Origin of the sequence: Pseudaminobacter soli (ex Li et al. 2025) (assembly GCF_029892515.1) — a bacterium.
In the GTDB taxonomy this organism is placed as follows: Bacteria; Pseudomonadota; Alphaproteobacteria; order Rhizobiales; family Rhizobiaceae; genus Pseudaminobacter; species Pseudaminobacter soli_A.
The window spans coordinates 1,713,666-1,729,124 of the sequence record NZ_JARXVF010000001.1 but is presented as its reverse complement, the minus strand read 5'-3'; the positions used below and the strand labels follow the sequence as shown (position 1 = coordinate 1,729,124).

Below are 15,459 nucleotides of genomic sequence, written 5' to 3'. Positions count from 1 at the left end.
GGAGGGCAGATGGCGCCTCAGGCGCGCGCCCAATCGAGTGCGGTTTGAAGGATTTTCGTCAGCGTCGCGCGCATCGGCGCGGCGTATTCGGCGTCATAGGCTGCCGGCCAGTTCTCGGCGTTCACCGGCCCCGGCTGCTCATGCATGTAGCCGCGGCAGGAAAGCTCCATCTGCAGCGCATGCACGCCTGCTTCCGGCTTGCCGAAATTGCGGGTGATGAAGCCGCCCTTGAAGCGGCCGTTGACGACATGGCTCTCGCCGGTGCCGGCGAGGATGTCGGCCACCAGCTTCTGCAGGGCCGGGTCCGTGCTGGCGCCGCTGTTGGTGCCGAGGTTGAACGCCGGCAACTCGCCGTCGAACAGCCGCGGGATGACCGAGCGGATCGAGTGGCAGTCATAGAGCACGACCTTTTCATTCGCCTTCCGCAGACGTGCCAGCTCTTCGGCCAGCGCGGCGTGGTAGGGATCGAAATAGGCCTTGCGGCGCACGGCGATTTCTTCGGCGCTGGGCGCCTGCCCGTCGCGGTAGAGCGGTTCGCCGTCGAAAGTGGTGGTCGGGCAAAGCTCCGTCGTCGCCTGCCCGGGATAGAGCGATACGCCGGACGGGTCGCGATTGACGTCGATCACAGTGCGCGAGATCGAGGTATGCACCACGGTCGCCCCGAGCCCTGCGGCGAAGTCATAGAGCTTTTCGACCCACCAGTCGGCGTCCTTGCGGCCGAGCCAGGGCGAGACCAGACGGTCCTCGAGGCCCGCGAGGTCGGTGCCGGTGTGCGGGATCGACACCAGCAGCGGGGCCTCGCCCCGCGTGACGGTGAGCCAGGACTGGCTGCTCATCCCTCGCTCTCCGCAATCTTCGGCAGCTTCACCGCGCTTGCAGCTGCGATCACCGCGCCGCTGCGCACCAGCGCATTGGCCTTTTCCATGTCGGGATGGAAGTGACGGTCGTCGTCGAGATGCGGCACCTCGGCGCGCAGCAGCTTGCGCACGGCCTCAAGCGGCGCGCTCGAGATCAGCGGCGCATGGAAGTCGCAGCCCTGCGCAGCGGCTAGAAGCTCGATGCCGATCACGGCGGTGGCGTTCTCCACCATGCTCATCAGTCGGCGGGCGCCATGGGCGGCCATGGAGACATGGTCTTCCTGGTTGGCCGAGGTCGGGATGGAATCGACGCTTGCCGGATAGGCCTTCTGCTTGTTTTCAGAAACGAGCGCGGCCGCCGTCACCTGCGGGATCATGAAGCCGGAGTTGAGGCCGGGCTTCGGCGTCAGGAAGGCCGGCATGCCCGAGAGCGCGGGGTCGACCAGCATGGCGATGCGGCGTTCCGACAGGGAGCCGATCTCGCAGACGGCCAGCGCGATCATGTCGGCTGCAAAGGCCACCGGCTCGGCGTGGAAATTGCCGCCCGAAAGGGCCGTGCCGTCCTCGGCGAAGATCAGCGGATTGTCGGTGACGCCGTTGGCTTCCGTCTCCAGCGTGTCGGCCGCCTGGCGCAGCACGGTCAGGGCCGCGCCCATCACCTGCGGCTGGCAGCGCAGGCAGTAAGGATCCTGCACGCGCTCGTCGCCGATGCGGTGGCTTTCGCGGATGGCGCTGCCTTCCATCAGGGCGCGCAGCGTGTCGGCCGTATCGATCTGGCCCCGATGCTTGCGCAGCATGTGGATGCGCGGATCGAACGGCGCGTCAGAGCCGCGTGCGGCATCGGTCGACAGCGCGCCAACCACCAGCGCCGAATGATAGAGCGTCTCGGCCTCGAACAGTGCGGCCAGCGCAAAGGCGGTGGAGAACTGCGTGCCGTTGAGCAGCGCCAGACCTTCCTTCGGGCCGAGCGTCACCGGCTGCTCCAGGCCGTGCGAGACGAAGGCCACCTTGGCCGGCACGCGACCATGCGGGGTGAAGCATTCGCCGACGCCGATCATGGTGGCGGTCATGTGCGACAGCGGCGCAAGGTCGCCCGAAGCGCCGACCGAGCCCTGCGCCGGCACAACCGGGATCACGTCATTGGCCAGCATCTTTTGCAGAAGCTCGATGGTCTCGACCTTCACGCCCGAGGCGCCCTGCGCGAGGCTCGAAAGCTTCAGCGCCATCATCAGCCGCACGACGGCCACAGGCATCGGCTCGCCGGTGCCGGCGGCATGCGACAGCACGATGTTGCGCTGGAGCGTTTCGAGGTCGGAAGCCGGAATGCGCACGGAGGCGAGCTTTCCGAAGCCGGTGTTGATGCCGTAGACCGGCTCGCCCATGGCAACGATTCTCGCCACGGTGTCGGCGCTGGCCTGGATTTTTGCCCGGGCGCTTTCGTGCAGCTTCGGCACGGCGCCGCGATAGATGGCACGCCAATCGGCGAGCGTGGCTTCGCCAGGCTTAAGAACTAGTTCAGTCATTTACCTCTCCAGACGCGGCTATGCAGCGGATTGAATCCCATTCGGTAGACGAGCTCGGCCGGGCGCTCGATGTCCCAGATCGCGAGGTCGGCCCATTTGCCGGCTTCAAGCGTGCCGGTTTCGCTGAGCAGTCCCAGCGCGCGCGCCGCTTCGCGGGTCACGCCGGCGATGCATTCGTCGACGGTCATGGCAAACAGCGTGGCGCCCATGTTCATGGTCAGCAGCAGCGAAGTCAGCGGCGATGTGCCGGGATTGTTGTCGGTCGCCAGCGCCATCTTCGTGCCGTGGCGGCGGAAGAGGTCGATCGGCGGCTTCTTGGTCTCGCGGATGAAATAATACGCGCCGGGCAGGATCACCGCCACCGTGCCGGCCTTGGCCATGGCGGCCGCACCTTCATCGTCGGTATATTCGAGGTGATCGGCCGAAAGCCCGCCGTAGCGCGCGGCAAGGGCGGCGCCATGCAGGTTGGAAAGCTGGTCGGCATGCAGCTTTACCGGCAGGTCGTGTGCCTTGGCCGCGTCGAACACGCGGGTCATCTGCTCGGGCGAAAAAGCGATGCCCTCGCAGAAGCCGTCGACGGCATCCGCCAGACCTTCGGCGGCGATTGCCGGCAGCATCTCGTCGGCCACCTTGGCGATATAGGCGTCCTTGTCGCCGTTGGCCTCCACCGGCAGTGCATGCGCGCCGAGGAAGGTGGTGCGAACCGTCACCGGCCGCTCGTTGCCCAGCCGGCGCGCGGCGCGCAGCGATTTGGCCTCGTTTTTGAGGTCGAGCCCGTAACCGGATTTCATTTCGACGGTGGTGACGCCCTCGGCCAGCAGCGCGTCGAGGCGCGGCAGCGATTGGCGCACCAGCTCGTCCTCGCTGGCAGCGCGCAGCGCCTTCACCGAGGAGACGATGCCGCCGCCGGCGCGGGCGACTTCTTCATAGGTCGCACCCGCGAGCCGCATCTCGAATTCATTGGCGCGGTCGCCGGCATGGACGAGGTGCGTGTGGCAGTCGATCAGCCCGGGCGTGATCCAGCGGCCTTCGCATTCGATGGTCTCGGCGCCGTCGCGCAGCGCCGCGGGCAGGTCGGCCTCCGGGCCGGCATAGGCGATGCGACCGTCCTTCACGGCGATGGCGCCGTTCTCAACAATACCAAGGCCGGGAGCGTTCTCGGCCAGTGTCGCGAGGCGGGCATTCCGCCACAGGCGGACCCGTCCCGGTTGCGCGTTATTGGCGAGCGACATGATCTTTTCCGTTTCCATCCCGATGAGTTATGTATATACATATTGATGAGCGGCGCAAGCGCCTTGTGATGGCGCCGGGCGAATGGAGGGAAGGGCCGATGACGACGATTTTTTCCGGGCAGGCGCTGCTGGCCGACGGGTGGCACGACAATGTGCGGCTGACGGTCAAGGACGGCCGCGTTTCCGCCATCGAAACCGGCGCAACCCCGCAGCCTGACGACGAGCGCCACGAGATCATCGTGCCCGGCATGCCCAATTTGCACAGCCACGCCTTCCAGCGCGGCATGGCGGGCCTGGCCGAAACGCGCGGGCCAGGTGCCGACAGTTTCTGGTCGTGGCGCGAGGTCATGTATCGCTTCGCCTTGTCGATGACGCCTGAGCAGGTCGAGGCCGTCGCCAGCCAGCTCTATGTCGAGATGCTGGAGGCCGGTTTCTCGCGCGTCGGCGAGTTCCACTATCTCCATCACGACCGCGACGGCGGCCACTATGCCGATATCGCCGAGATGGCGGGCCGCATCGCATCGGCGGCCGGCCGCACAGGGATCGGGCTGACGCTGCTGCCGGTATTCTACTCCCATTCCGGGTTCGGCGGGACCGCACCCAATGAGGGTCAGCGCCGCTTCATCAATAATCTCGACAGCTTTGGCCGCCTGCTCGAAGGCGCGCGCGCGGCTGTGAAAAATCTGCCGGGCGCGGTGGTTGGTCTTGCGCCGCACAGCCTGCGCGCGGTGACGCCCGAGGAACTCACCACCGTCGTTGGCATGACCGACGGCCCCATCCACATCCACGTCGCCGAGCAGGTGAAGGAGGTGGAGGACTGCATCGCCTGGTCGGGCAAGCGGCCGGTCGAATGGCTGCTGGCCAACGCCCCGGTCGATGGCCGCTGGTGCCTCATCCACGCCACCCACATGACAGACGCCGAAACCATTGCCATGGCGCGCAGCGGTGCGATCGCCGGCCTTTGCCCGATCACGGAAGCCAATCTCGGCGACGGCACATTCCCCGCGCCGCTGTTTGCCGAACATGGCGGCCGCTTCGGCGTCGGCTCCGATTCCAACGTGCTTATCGGCCTGCCCGATGAGCTGCGCCAGCTCGAATATTCGCAGCGCCTCTTCTACCGCCAGCGCAACGTGCTGGCCGCGCCCGGCCAGTCGAACGGTCGCGCGCTGTTCGATGGCGCGCTGACCGGCGGCGCGGTGGCGCTGGGCGCCGGCCCGGCGGACATCGCCGTTGGCGCTTCCGCCGATTTCGTCTCGCTCGATGCCGGCCACCACTCGCTGGCGGGCAAGCGCGGCGACGGCATTCTCGACGCCTGGATCTTCGCCAATGGCACGGGCGTCGATTGCGTCTGGGTCCACGGCAGAAAAATTGTGGCCGAGGGCCGGCATTTTGCACGCGATGCCATTGCCGAAGAGTTCCGTGCTGTGATGAATGAGCTTGCCGCGGGCTGAAGCAAAAGCTCCCGCGGCATTTCCGGATGACGCGATTGGACAAGATGGAAACGGTGAAGGAGCAGGAACCGACGTCGCTGCATCAGCGCATTCTCGCTGATATCAGTGAGCGCATCCTGTCGGGCGAGTGGGCGCCCGGCCACCGCATACCCTTCGAGCACGAGCTGACGGAAGAATATGGCTGCTCGCGCATGACGGTGAACAAGGCGCTGTCGGAGCTCGCCAAGGCGGGCCTGATCGAGCGCCGCCGCCGTTCCGGCAGCTTTGTCCGCCGGCCGCAGTCGCAGGCCGCCGTGCTCGAAATCCACGACATCAAGGCCGAGGTCCAGGCGCTGGGCCTGCCCTATCGCTACGAGCTGCTTTCGCGGCACAAGCGCAAGAGCACAGCCGTCGACCGCGACTTGCTGGAACTGTCCGAGCCGGGGCCGGTGCTGGCGCTGAGGTCAAGGCATTTCGCCGGCCAGCGCCCCTTCTGCCTGGAAGAGCGACTGATCAGCCTGGTTGCGGTGCCCGAGGCGGCCAGCGAACCCTTCGACATCGACGCGCCCGGTCCGTGGCTGATCGGCCATGTTCCCTGGAGTGCTGCCGAGCATCGCATTCGGGCGACGGCCGCCGAGCATGAGGTGGCCGAAGCGCTGGGCATCGAGCCGGGCACGCCCTGCCTGGTGGTCGAACGCCGCACCTGGAGCGCTGAGCACCCGGTCACCCATGTGCGCTTCACCTATCCGGCCGACAGCCACTCGCTGGTGGCGCGGTTTACGCCCTCGCAGGGGCGATGAGGCAGGCGGCTACGCCGTTCCCATCCGTTCCTGCGCTTCCGCCCACAGCCTCTGCGTCAGCTCGCCGGCCGGCATTTCCCGCCCGAGACGCACCGCTTGCCCCGACCACAGCGATGAAAAATCGCCGGAGCCCGCCGCTTCGCTTTTTGCCTTGAGTGGTGCCAGCGCGCCGCCGGCCAGCGGGAAGGCCGGCGCCAGATCGGACATCGGCCCAGCCTCACGCATGATGCGGTTGACAATGCCGCGCGCGGGCCGGCCGGTGAAGACATTGGTGATCGCGATCTCGTCGCTGCGCGCCGAGCGCAGCGCCTGCCGGTAGGGGGCCGAAACCTTGGCCTCCGGCGTGAAAAGATAGGCCGTGCCGATCTGCACCGCCGAAGCGCCGAGCGCAAACGCAGCGACGATGCCGCGCGCATCGGTGATGCCGCCGGTCGCGATCACCGGCACCGAAACCGCATCCACCACCTGTGGCACCAGCGCGAAAGTGCCGATCTGGGTCGAGACGTCGTCGGTCAGGAACATGCCGCGATGGCCGCCGGCTTCCGCACCCTGCGCGATGATGGCGTCGCAGCCATGGTCTTCCAGCCAGCGCGCTTCCTCCACCGTGGTCGCGCTCGAAAGCACTTTTGCGCCGGCCGCCTTCACGCGGTCGAGCAGCGATTTTTCGGGCAGGCCGAAATGAAAGCTCACCACCTCCGGCCGGTATTCCTCCACCATCTCGCACAGCGCGCTGTCGAAGGGCGTGCGGCTGGAGCTAGGCACCGGCGCTTCCGGGTCGAGGCCGAGTTCGACATAGTAGCCGGCCAGACGCTTGCGCCACGCTGCCTCGCGTGCCGCGTCGGGCGTGGGCGGGGTGTGGCAGAAGAAATTGAGGTTTATGGGCTTCGACGTCCGCTGCCTTATGATGCCGAGCTCGCTCCGGAACTGTTCGGGCGACAGCAGCGCGCAGGGCAGGGCGCCCAGACCACCGGCTTCCGCCACTGCGATTGCCATTTCCGACGTCACCGGCCCGGCCATCGGCGCGAGCAGGATCGGCAGGTCGATGCCGACGAGTTCCTGGAAGCGGCGGTCGGTCTGCATGGGCTGCGCTCCGTGATATTGAAAATTGATTTGGCTGCGGGTGTCGGGCACCGCTCAGCCGGTGATGATCCTGTCCATCGGGATGTCGTGCGGCTGCGGATAGACGGTGGCGATCCGCGCTTCCGCATAGCCGATGCCCAGCACCAGCGGCTTTCGCGGCATGGCCGCCAGCGTTCGGTCGAAAAAGCCGCCGCCATAGCCCAGCCGGTAGTTTTCGCCGTCGAAACCGACCACCGGCGCAATCACCACGTCGGGAAACACAGCCGGCCCGTTCGAGGGCACAAGAATATTCCACACGCCGCGCTCCAGTGGTTCGCCCGGCGCCCAGGCACGAAATTCCAGCGGATGGCCGGCCTGGATCACCACCGGCAGCGCGAAGCGGCCGCCCGCGGCAATAGTCTGGTTCATCCAGCCGCGCAGGTCAGGCTCGCCCTTGAACGGCCAGTAGAGGCTGATGAGTTTTCCGCCGGGCGCGCCGATCGCCTCGGTGAGCCCCGTCGCGATCGTCTCCGTGCGCCGCGCCCGCTCGTCTGCCGACATGGCCATGCGCGCGTCGATCAAACGCTGCCGCTCGGCCTTGCGCCAGCGCTTTACGTCGGCCCAGGCGGTTGCATCGGCCGGCCGGTCGTCGGGCTGAAAATCCGGCGTCAGCTCATGCATGAAACAGGGTGGGGAGGCATAGCCGCGCGCATTGTCGTTGTCGCTCATGGGACTTCCCTGCCGTAGGCTGCTTGCCAAGACTATCCGCCTCGCAGGCGCGAAAGGCAAAGCCAAACACCTGCTGGCCGAATACAAAACCGGCACTGACGCCCGCGTTGACGCCAAGGGCCGCCGCTGCTGCAACGCAGGCCGGGGCAGGCGGAGGCGTCATGCAGCAGCCATTCTTCACCATCGGCCATGGCACGCGCACGATCGACGAATTCGTCCATCTGCTGCAGCGCGCCGAGGTCAAGCTGGTGGTCGACATCCGCACAGTGCCGCGCTCGCGCGCCAACCCGCAATACAATGCGGACGTGCTGCCGCAAAACCTCGCGCCCTTCGGTATCGGCTACACCCATATCGTCGAACTTGGTGGCCTACGAAGCCGCTCGAAAACGATCTCGGCCACGGTCAACAGCTTTTGGGAAAACCAGAGCTTTCACAACTATGCCGACTACGCGATGAGCGCGGATTTTGGCGCCGCACTCCACCGGCTGGTGGAGTTGGGCCGCGCGCAACGTCTCGCCCTCATGTGCGCGGAAAGCGTGTGGTGGCGCTGCCATCGTCGCATCGTCGCCGACTATCTTATCGTGCGCAGCGAGACGGTCTTCCATCTGATGGACCACGACCGGATCGAACCGGCGACCATGACGCCCGAGGCCGTACGCCAAGCGGACGGCACGCTGGCCTATCCGCCTCAGCCGGGAGATTGAAGATCAACCCTACCAGCCGGGTTCGAACTCGCTCGGCGTCACCACGCCCTTCTTTAGGATCAGGTTGGCGTAGAGCTGGAGCTCGCCGGTCGCCACCACATAGGCCGCTTTCCGCGCGCGCTCGTAAAAGCCGAAGCGCTCCAGCGGCGCCACCACGAACGGGCCGGCCAGTCGGTCGATGATCGACTGGAAGGAGACGCAGATCGGCGGCACTTCCTCGGGCGTCTCGACCATGGCCATGCGGAAGGCCGAGGCCGGAGCAAAAGTGTCAAGCGGCATATGGGTGAGGATTGCTTCGACCAGCGGCTCTGCCTTGACGCCGTCGGCGCGGATCACCGGGCAGCCAAGCGTGCTGGCCGGGAAGTTGCCATCGGCAATCACGATCTCGTCGCCATGGCCCATGGTGCGCAGGGCGTGCAGCAGGTCGGGTCCGAGCAGGGGGTGGATGCCTCGCAGCATGACTTGTCTACCTCGATAACGTTTGGCGTTTCCGGTGCGGCTCTTGTGACTATGGAGCACGGTTCAGCGTTCGACGCCAAGATGCAGTGGCATGATTTTATCATCACGACCACACGTTGAATTGTTCGACCGTGTCCACCGGCCCTTGCCGCGCTATTTGACCCCGTGGCGCCCTCCGGGGTGCCATCTCAGGCTTAAACAGGAGGTAAAGGCCATGCGCTTGCTTCTCCTTGCGGCACTCTTTCTGGTGCCGGCTCTTACTGGCTGCACGACGACCGGGTGGGTAGGCAATCGCGACTACGCCCAGCCCTGGGAGACGCCGTATATGGGCACCAGCGGCATCGGCTCGACCCACTAGTAGCGGCGGTCAGCATAGTGGGAGGACAAGCGAGCGCGGCCGCTGCAGTGCGGACCCGCCGGCTGGAACGGTTATCTGGGCCGGGCTTGCCGGCTGGCGTCGGCTCGCGACTGCCAGAACCATCGAAAGGGATCGAACCATGAAAAGACTGCTTTGGATCGCCGCCTTGCTTGCGACCGTTTCCTGCGGCCCGGCATTCGCCCAGGATCAAGACGAGGATGCGCCCGAAGGTCCGGGCACGCAGCGGGTGATCGCCGACCCCGACATCGTCGGGGCTTTTTATGCCGATGGCAGCATGAACCGGCTTGCCCCGCCCGAACAGCTGGTACGCGCGTGGAACGCCCTGTCGCCAGACGTGCGCAATCAGATCCGGGCCGAGTGCGCGTCCCCGGAGGATGACCAGGAAGACGGTTTCTGCTCCGCCGTGAGCAATTTCGAATGAGCCGTCGGACGGCTGCGTGGTGGCAGGAACAGCCGGAAACACCAGCTCCGATTCATTGAGGCTGATTGGCCAGAAGCAGTATTTCAATCAGGCCGTGAACCGCTCTAGCTTGTGAAGCTGGACAGGAGCGGAGCAACAAGATGTTCTTTGGTCACCTAGCCTTGATCTGCGCTGCGGTGTTCACGGGCGCGGCGCTCTATGTCAACGTTGCCGAACAACCGGCACGTCTGACCCTCGACGACGCCGGGCTGCTTTCGGAATGGAAGCTGGCCTACAAGCGGGGCGCTGCCATGCAGGCCCCACTCGCCGCCGTCGGCTGCCTGTTCGGCTTGATCGCGTGGTGGCAAACGGGCGGGGCATGGTTTCTGGTCGGCGCCATTTTCATGATCGCCAACTGGCCCTGGACCCTCCTGGTCATCCTGCCAACCAACAACACGCTGATGGCTATGGGGAAAACAGAGGCTGGTCCGGAAAGCAGGGCGCTGATCGAAAAATGGGGCTCGCTGCACGCGGTTCGCACGCTGCTCGGCGCATTGGCGGCGATCGCGTTCCTGATCGCGCTGTCTGGGTTGTGAACCCATCGCCGCTGGCTGCTGCTGCTGGGAGGGTATCGATCGGCGCCCGCCCGCCATGGCTACGCCCCAAAAGAAAGGCCCCAGCTTTCGCCGGGGCCAAAAGTCACTGCGTAGTGCAGATCAGAACTTGTAGTTGATGCCGAATTTCACGGTGTGGAAGTTGACCTTCCGATCGAGGCCGGATCCCAAGCTATCGAAGACCCGTGCCTTGCCTAGATCGGTATAGGCATATTCGGTCTTGAGGCTGACGTGATCGGTGACGGCATATTCAACGCCCGCGCCGACGGTCCAGCCGGCCTTGGTCTTCGAGTCGCTGACGCCGGCGTCAGGGGCTTCCATGTGCGTCTTGGTGCGGCCATAGGCGAGACCGCCGGTCGCGTAGACAAGCAGGCGGTCGTTTGCCAGCACGCCGGCGCGCGCGCGCACCGTGCCGTACCAGTCAAGCTTGGTGCCGAGTTTGGCTCCGGAGTCGAATTCGGTTTCACCCTTGATGCTGGCGCCCTGGAAATCAGCCTCGGCACCCACAACCCACTGGTCGATCTGGTAGTTATAACCGACCTGAACGCCACCTACGAAACCACTGGATTGTGGGTTGAAGGACATGCCGGAACCGGGCATCTCATGCTTGAACTTACCCCCGCCGAAGCCGGCGTTGAGGCCGACATAAGCACCGGTCCAGCTGAACACCGGGATGACTTCCGGTGCAGGCTCGGTCGACACGATATCCGCGGCGAATGCGCCGGTCGACAGAAGGGTTGAAAATGCCGCCAGGACAGCGATGCGTTTCGAAAACACGTGAATCTCCAAATCAGGTAAGAATAAAACTGGTTTGGACACAATCTCCGGATCAGACAATCACGCCCATGTAAAGGCGTGTAAATGACATGCCGCAATCTGCGCTGAAGCAGCCTCAGAGGCGAGCAAAATCGCTCGCCATCCGCGATGGCCAACAAGTCAAAGAAATTTAGAAAAGCGAGGAAAAACAAAACCATCCGAAGGGATGGTGCCAGGAGAGGCGTCTAATTTCCCGGTTAATGAATTGATCTTGCTTGTTAATTTAAAGAACGGAACTGCTTCATACCAACAAAGATACCAACAATGCGAAATGCATCTGTTGGTGAAATGAGGGCGATGCGATACGGCCGAAAGTGCGTCAGCACGACGCACCGCCAGTTGGGTTGCCGCTCCTGGCGAACGTGTGTCGAAGATCGTCGGTTGTTTCCGACCGCCGCCGTGAGTTGCCAGTCCGATGCTCTCAAAGGAACCGGCGGGCCGGAGCCCGCCGGTATAACAATGTCAAAACTTCGGTTTGAAGTCCGAGATGAACTTGTAGGTTCTCTTTGGGACAGGTTTCGAGTCCAACTTAATGAACCTGTTTCCCCGCATCGAATTCCTGAGTCCTTCCTGCATAGCGCGCGCCGTGATTTCCTCAACATGCTTGGCCACGATGCGCAGAACTTCCTTACGCGTGTCACTGACCCCGCAACGGGGGCAGGAAAACACGCTCTGGTCGTTGCCGTCGCTCGGCCCCTCTATGGGCACTTTGCAGCGACCGCAAAGGATGCTGTGGCTAGCGCCAGCCATTACGCCGCGCTCCTTTTCGAGGCGGCTACTTGTTCGCTGCCAGCGTGCTTGCGTCCCTTGAGAACGTCATTCACCCGTCCGGGATTAACCCGGAAGGAAGCCGCGATGTGATGTTGGTATTCACCGGCCCAGTGGCGAAGCCAAACGTCAACTGCGTCGTCAAAGGTGAGATGGTACAGTGGTTCGTTCTGATTCATAGTCTAGAGCTCCAATCTAAGCTTTAGACGACTTGACAACCAGACCATTGCGCGTATGGATGCGCGTGTAGCTATTGACTGGCTGCAAGCCGCCTAAAGCATTGCAGTTTTCGATACGGAGCCGGGGTTGCCGCCCCGGCTTTGTCGCATCGACGACAAGGTTAATTCCCTGTCGCACCGTCGATATGGAGTGAATCACTTTCAAGAGTCAAGTAAAGCAGTTCTGCCCAAGTTGTGAATATCTTGGCAGATAATTATGCTTTACAAATCAACGGCTTAATGGTCCCTCCCAAAAGCCAATTCGCTCGTGCAAGAGTGAATTTCTACAAGAATAGTCCGATTCGGTTCGAAACGTCTATGTTTTGCGGCGCACAAGTGGCACTTGATTCGCCATTATTGCGCCCGTGGAAGCCGAACTTCCTTGTAGAGAGAGCGCCCTTTGAAGTGAGTAGCCAGTCGGGTAGCGCGGCCTCGGCGGCTTGCTTCAGGCTTGCACGCGTCCGCTGGGGGTGCGCCGGAGTACCAGCCGCTCTAAAGCTCACGGCGAGACGGAAAGTGTATGCCGGGTCGTATCTGAGATGGGCATTCAATCAATCTCGTTGCCGTCGTCATCTTCGTCTGCGCCTCGGTAGGGCTCATCGATGAACGTCTCGCAGCCTTCATTGAAGGAACTGCTGTAACCATTGCAGTCGGCGGGATCAGTGATGCTGTTCTGTTCTGCCCATTCGTATCCGGCCTTATGGCCAGAGCAATCGTCGGTGCACTCGTTTCCCCCGAATGTTTGCTGTCCAAATGCTGCCGTTGCCCAAAGGCCGGCAACAGCAGCTAGGGCCGCGCCGCGGTGTCTCATCCCCACGTCCTCCCAAGGTTATTCGCCCAGCTCGATGTTCCTCTTTTCCTCAAGCAGGATCTGCGCTGCCCGGATGACGGCTATCGCCTCAAGGATTGTCTCCGCAAATTCGCTGTCCGAGAATTCATCTACAAAATTTGCCGCTTCGTTCAGGAAATAGACAACATCTTCCTGGCTCCCGCTGTCGTTTGCCGGCGTCTCTGAATAATTAATCTCATCTCGGTATTCGCGGATCGTCGCTGCAGCACGTTGCAATAGACGAGCACGCTCCGCCATGGTGACGTTAGGCACCTCGTTGGCGGCTCGGATCAACTCGGAGATGAAGGCGGCGGTTGCGTTCATGGCGTGATCTAAGCGGGTAGCCCCGATTCTCGCAATCGGACTAATCCGTCGCGGCGCCACGTTTTCCCTGACCTAACTGGCACCCAGAACCCCAAAGAAAAAGCCCCAGCTTTCGCCGGGGCCAGAAGTCACAAGGGAGTGCAGATCAGAACTTGTAGTTGATGCCGAACTTGACGGTGTGGAAGTTTACCTTCCGATCGAGGCCGAAACCGCCTTGCTCGAAGACTCGTGCCTTGCCGAGATCGGTATAGGCATATTCAGTCTTGAGGCTGACGTGATCAGTGACGGCATATTCGACGCCTGCGCCGACGGTCCAGCCGGCCTTGGTCTTCGACACACTCATGCCTTGGACGGCGTCCTCGATGTATGTCTTGGTGTGACCATAGGCGAGACCGCCGGTTGCGTAGACCAGGAGGCGATCGGTTGCCAGCACGCCGGCGCGCGCACGCACCGTGCCGTACCAGTCAAGCTTGGTGCCGAGCTTGGGTCCTCCCACGAAGAAGCCGAGATCGGTTTCACCCTTGATGCTGGCGCCCTGGAAATCAGCCTCGGCACCCACGACCCACTGGTCGATCTGGTAGTTATAACCGACCTGAACGCCACCAACGAAACCATTGGACGATGGGTTGAAGGACATGGCAGGGCCAACGCCGGGCATCTCATGCTTGAACTTGCCGCCGCCGAAGCCAGCGTTCAGGCCGATATAAGTACCGGTCCAGTTGAACACCGGTATGACTTCCGGTGCGGACACGATATCTGCGGCGAAGGCGCCGGTCGACAGAAGCGTTGAAAATGCGGCCAGAACGGCGATGCGTTTCGAAAACATTGGAATCCTCAAATCAGGCAATAATGGTCGCTGATAGCTATGCGACGAAACCCAAAAAGTCTGTTGCAATGCCGCAACACTGCCGGCAAGTTTCCAAAACATTTCAATGCCATATCTCTAATATGAATGTTTGCGGTTGCCGGCCAGCAACATGATGGCACCGCACTTTGTCATTCCACGTCCGGAACTTTAAATGGCCCTCGGGCTGCTTGGTCCGAGAAGCCTGCGCGTCGCGTCGGTGGTCACGAACGCACTACGCTGCTGGCATGTGGCGGTTCAATGGTTAGAGATCCGTCACGCTTGGACTAGTCGTCTAAAAGAAGGGAAGACGCTTCTCAATCGATCGGCGATACTTCCTGAATAGCTTTCCAAGTTTACTTGGGCCTTTTGTACCGCGGGCGACCAATTGAGACAGGGTGCGTTTGATTGTTGGTTGATCCGTCCAGGAATGGGCTTGCAATTCTACGTACAAACTGAGCAAGGCCTGACTAGTTATTCTGATATCGCGTATCTGTGCAGGCGTGGGCTCTGCACCAAGTGATGGAACATCAGTGATACCGTGAGCCATGAAGTTCAGCTTCGTGCGGATGCATTTTTCACAAACACCGCAATTACCAAGGCTCTCTGGTCGCTCCCAGCAAACCCGCAGACTGTTTAGAATCGCTTGTTCTCCGACCAAGGCGCCAGCTTTTTCCGTGCGAGACTGGCCTGCCCCGGTAAAGCTGATCGGAAATGATGACCCGCTCATCATCTGATTTGTGACGCTATTGCTGCCCCACTTCAGATCGTCTCCGTCATAGGCTGAGTCGGCCGCGATGACCCCGTGGCTAACTCTCCCTTTGAACTGATGCAGAACACTTGCAATTCCAAATATATGAGACTGCTCCCATGGTACATCAAGCAAGCGCCAATTCGTCCGCACGGTAACGAGTGGGATATCGTAGTTCGCCAGGATAGCTGAGGCTCTTCGGACGGCTGGGGAAAACCAATCCGGCTGGTGCAAGGGTAGGTCGAAGCCGTGGATCAGTACGCCCGCCTTCACATCCAGGGCGCGACGGCCGATTAGCCGTCGCTTGTGTGCGTGCAAGGCATAGCTGGCGTCGAGGCCGCCAGAAAATGCCATGACGGCGGATCGGTCCATCGCAAGCGCAGTAGGACGAGGATTTTCAGCGTGAATGTCGACGCGCCGAAAGACCGTCGGATGCAGACGCGACCACGCGTCCTGCGCTTCATCAAGCTTCTCTAGCAGGTCGGCATCGACGGGATCCTCAATGCGCAGGTGCAACCCATGTCGCATCGCGTAAGGCAGAAAGGCGACCGTCGCGCCATTCCCAAACCCAGCATCGCTGACCGTCACATCGCCGTCGATATCATAGAATATCTCTTTATCTAGTCTGCCGCCGATGAAGGCGCTGATGATCGTCTTCGACCCTTGAGCTTTCGATGCAAGCGTGAGCGTAGCCAAGATACTTTCTCCCTGTGGTCTATCGTT

The 15,459-nt window shown here is 62.6% G+C and carries 17 protein-coding genes; 6 read left to right on the top strand and 11 right to left on the bottom strand.

Going from position 1 to position 15,459, the window contains the following annotated elements; genetic code table 11:
* Positions 1-17: 17 nt before the first annotated feature.
* Genes hutG through hutI form a run of 3 tightly spaced genes read right to left on the bottom strand, consistent with a single transcriptional unit; the run spans position 18 to position 3,612 of the window.
* A complete protein-coding gene (gene hutG, locus M2281_RS08285) occupies positions 18-836 on the bottom strand; it encodes an N-formylglutamate deformylase (RefSeq protein WP_280820583.1) in 819 nt (272 codons plus the stop codon).
* Positions 833-2,380 carry a histidine ammonia-lyase gene (hutH, locus tag M2281_RS08280; protein WP_280820582.1) on the bottom strand — a complete coding sequence of 516 codons (1,548 nt, stop codon included), beginning with the start codon at positions 2,378-2,380 and terminating at the stop codon, positions 833-835. The genes hutG and hutH overlap by 4 nt, the downstream gene beginning before the upstream one ends.
* Positions 2,377-3,612: an imidazolonepropionase gene (gene hutI / locus M2281_RS08275; protein ID WP_280820581.1), complete on the bottom strand. Its 1,236-nt coding sequence runs from the start codon at positions 3,610-3,612 to the stop codon at positions 2,377-2,379. The genes hutH and hutI overlap by 4 nt, the downstream gene beginning before the upstream one ends.
* 98 nt (positions 3,613-3,710) lie before the next feature.
* On the opposite strand from hutI, the gene M2281_RS08270 reads away from it, so the two are divergent.
* Both M2281_RS08270 and hutC read left to right on the top strand, forming a co-directional pair.
* A complete protein-coding gene (locus tag M2281_RS08270; RefSeq protein ID WP_280820580.1) occupies positions 3,711-5,063 on the top strand; it encodes a formimidoylglutamate deiminase in 1,353 nt (450 codons plus the stop codon).
* Between the two features lie 44 nt (positions 5,064-5,107).
* Complete coding sequence (hutC, locus tag M2281_RS08265) at positions 5,108-5,842, top strand: histidine utilization repressor (protein ID WP_280821155.1); 735 nt, start codon at positions 5,108-5,110, stop codon at positions 5,840-5,842.
* 9 nt (positions 5,843-5,851) lie between these two features.
* On the opposite strand, the gene M2281_RS08260 is transcribed toward hutC, so the two are convergent.
* Together M2281_RS08260 and M2281_RS08255 are read right to left on the bottom strand one after the other, a co-directional pair.
* Positions 5,852-6,922, bottom strand: a complete 1,071-nt coding sequence (locus M2281_RS08260) for an NAD(P)H-dependent flavin oxidoreductase (RefSeq protein ID WP_280820579.1) — start codon at positions 6,920-6,922, stop codon at positions 5,852-5,854.
* Between the two features lie 54 nt (positions 6,923-6,976).
* Positions 6,977-7,630: a 5-formyltetrahydrofolate cyclo-ligase gene (locus tag M2281_RS08255; RefSeq protein ID WP_280820578.1), complete on the bottom strand. Its 654-nt coding sequence runs from the start codon at positions 7,628-7,630 to the stop codon at positions 6,977-6,979.
* A 161-nt stretch (positions 7,631-7,791) separates the two neighbouring features.
* On the opposite strand from M2281_RS08255, the gene M2281_RS08250 reads away from it, so the two are divergent.
* Entirely contained in the window at positions 7,792-8,334 is a 543-nt protein-coding gene (locus tag M2281_RS08250; protein ID WP_280820577.1) for a DUF488 family protein, read from the top strand.
* A gap of 9 nt (positions 8,335-8,343) precedes the next feature.
* Here the strand turns inward: M2281_RS08250 and M2281_RS08245 are convergent, their stop codons facing one another.
* Positions 8,344-8,793, bottom strand: a complete 450-nt coding sequence (locus M2281_RS08245) for an RbsD/FucU family protein (RefSeq protein ID WP_280820576.1) — start codon at positions 8,791-8,793, stop codon at positions 8,344-8,346.
* 214 nt (positions 8,794-9,007) lie between these two features.
* Between M2281_RS08245 and M2281_RS08240 the strand changes: the two genes are divergently transcribed.
* The 3 genes from M2281_RS08240 (at position 9,008) to M2281_RS08230 (ending at position 10,168) form a co-directional block, all read left to right on the top strand.
* Positions 9,008-9,151 (top strand): hypothetical protein, encoded by a 144-nt coding sequence (locus M2281_RS08240; RefSeq protein WP_280820575.1) that lies wholly within the window; start codon positions 9,008-9,010, stop codon positions 9,149-9,151.
* Positions 9,152-9,290: 139 nt separating this feature from the next.
* The gene (locus M2281_RS08235; RefSeq protein WP_280820574.1) at positions 9,291-9,593 is read left to right on the top strand and encodes a hypothetical protein; all 303 of its coding nucleotides are present in this window, start codon (positions 9,291-9,293) and stop codon (positions 9,591-9,593) included.
* A 140-nt stretch (positions 9,594-9,733) separates the two neighbouring features.
* The gene (locus M2281_RS08230; RefSeq protein ID WP_280820573.1) at positions 9,734-10,168 is read left to right on the top strand and encodes a DUF1772 domain-containing protein; all 435 of its coding nucleotides are present in this window, start codon (positions 9,734-9,736) and stop codon (positions 10,166-10,168) included.
* A gap of 120 nt (positions 10,169-10,288) precedes the next feature.
* Here M2281_RS08230 and M2281_RS08225 read toward each other — a convergent pair whose 3' ends face one another.
* The 5 genes from M2281_RS08225 to M2281_RS08205 form a co-directional block, all read right to left on the bottom strand.
* Positions 10,289-10,963 carry an outer membrane protein gene (locus M2281_RS08225; RefSeq protein ID WP_280820572.1) on the bottom strand — a complete coding sequence of 225 codons (675 nt, stop codon included), beginning with the start codon at positions 10,961-10,963 and terminating at the stop codon, positions 10,289-10,291.
* A gap of 1,572 nt (positions 10,964-12,535) precedes the next feature.
* Positions 12,536-12,799 carry a hypothetical protein gene (locus tag M2281_RS08220; protein WP_280820571.1) on the bottom strand — a complete coding sequence of 88 codons (264 nt, stop codon included), beginning with the start codon at positions 12,797-12,799 and terminating at the stop codon, positions 12,536-12,538.
* Positions 12,800-12,817: 18 nt separating this feature from the next.
* Positions 12,818-13,141 carry a hypothetical protein gene (locus M2281_RS08215; RefSeq protein WP_280820570.1) on the bottom strand — a complete coding sequence of 108 codons (324 nt, stop codon included), beginning with the start codon at positions 13,139-13,141 and terminating at the stop codon, positions 12,818-12,820.
* A gap of 145 nt (positions 13,142-13,286) precedes the next feature.
* Positions 13,287-13,967 carry an outer membrane protein gene (locus M2281_RS08210; RefSeq protein WP_280820569.1) on the bottom strand — a complete coding sequence of 227 codons (681 nt, stop codon included), beginning with the start codon at positions 13,965-13,967 and terminating at the stop codon, positions 13,287-13,289.
* Between the two features lie 313 nt (positions 13,968-14,280).
* Positions 14,281-15,432, bottom strand: a complete 1,152-nt coding sequence (locus tag M2281_RS08205; RefSeq protein ID WP_280820568.1) for a hypothetical protein — start codon at positions 15,430-15,432, stop codon at positions 14,281-14,283.
* Positions 15,433-15,459 lie beyond the last annotated feature (27 nt).

Coding starts and splice junctions, on each gene's coding strand:
- M2281_RS08240 (WP_280820575.1), top strand. CDS start 9,008: ATGCGCTTGCTTCTCCTTGCGGCACTCTTTCTGGTGCCGGCTCTTACT.
- M2281_RS08220 (WP_280820571.1), bottom strand. CDS start 12,799: ATGAGACACCGCGGCGCGGCCCTAGCTGCTGTTGCCGGCCTTTGGGCA.
- M2281_RS08210 (WP_280820569.1), bottom strand. CDS start 13,967: ATGTTTTCGAAACGCATCGCCGTTCTGGCCGCATTTTCAACGCTTCTG.
- M2281_RS08250 (WP_280820577.1), top strand. CDS start 7,792: ATGCAGCAGCCATTCTTCACCATCGGCCATGGCACGCGCACGATCGAC.
- M2281_RS08230 (WP_280820573.1), top strand. CDS start 9,734: ATGTTCTTTGGTCACCTAGCCTTGATCTGCGCTGCGGTGTTCACGGGC.
- M2281_RS08215 (WP_280820570.1), bottom strand. CDS start 13,141: ATGAACGCAACCGCCGCCTTCATCTCCGAGTTGATCCGAGCCGCCAAC.
- hutH (WP_280820582.1), bottom strand. CDS start 2,380: ATGACTGAACTAGTTCTTAAGCCTGGCGAAGCCACGCTCGCCGATTGG.
- M2281_RS08245 (WP_280820576.1), bottom strand. CDS start 8,793: ATGCTGCGAGGCATCCACCCCCTGCTCGGACCCGACCTGCTGCACGCC.
- hutI (WP_280820581.1), bottom strand. CDS start 3,612: ATGTCGCTCGCCAATAACGCGCAACCGGGACGGGTCCGCCTGTGGCGG.
- M2281_RS08255 (WP_280820578.1), bottom strand. CDS start 7,630: ATGAGCGACAACGACAATGCGCGCGGCTATGCCTCCCCACCCTGTTTC.
- M2281_RS08235 (WP_280820574.1), top strand. CDS start 9,291: ATGAAAAGACTGCTTTGGATCGCCGCCTTGCTTGCGACCGTTTCCTGC.
- hutC (WP_280821155.1), top strand. CDS start 5,108: ATGGAAACGGTGAAGGAGCAGGAACCGACGTCGCTGCATCAGCGCATT.
- hutG (WP_280820583.1), bottom strand. CDS start 836: ATGAGCAGCCAGTCCTGGCTCACCGTCACGCGGGGCGAGGCCCCGCTG.
- M2281_RS08270 (WP_280820580.1), top strand. CDS start 3,711: ATGACGACGATTTTTTCCGGGCAGGCGCTGCTGGCCGACGGGTGGCAC.
- M2281_RS08260 (WP_280820579.1), bottom strand. CDS start 6,922: ATGCAGACCGACCGCCGCTTCCAGGAACTCGTCGGCATCGACCTGCCG.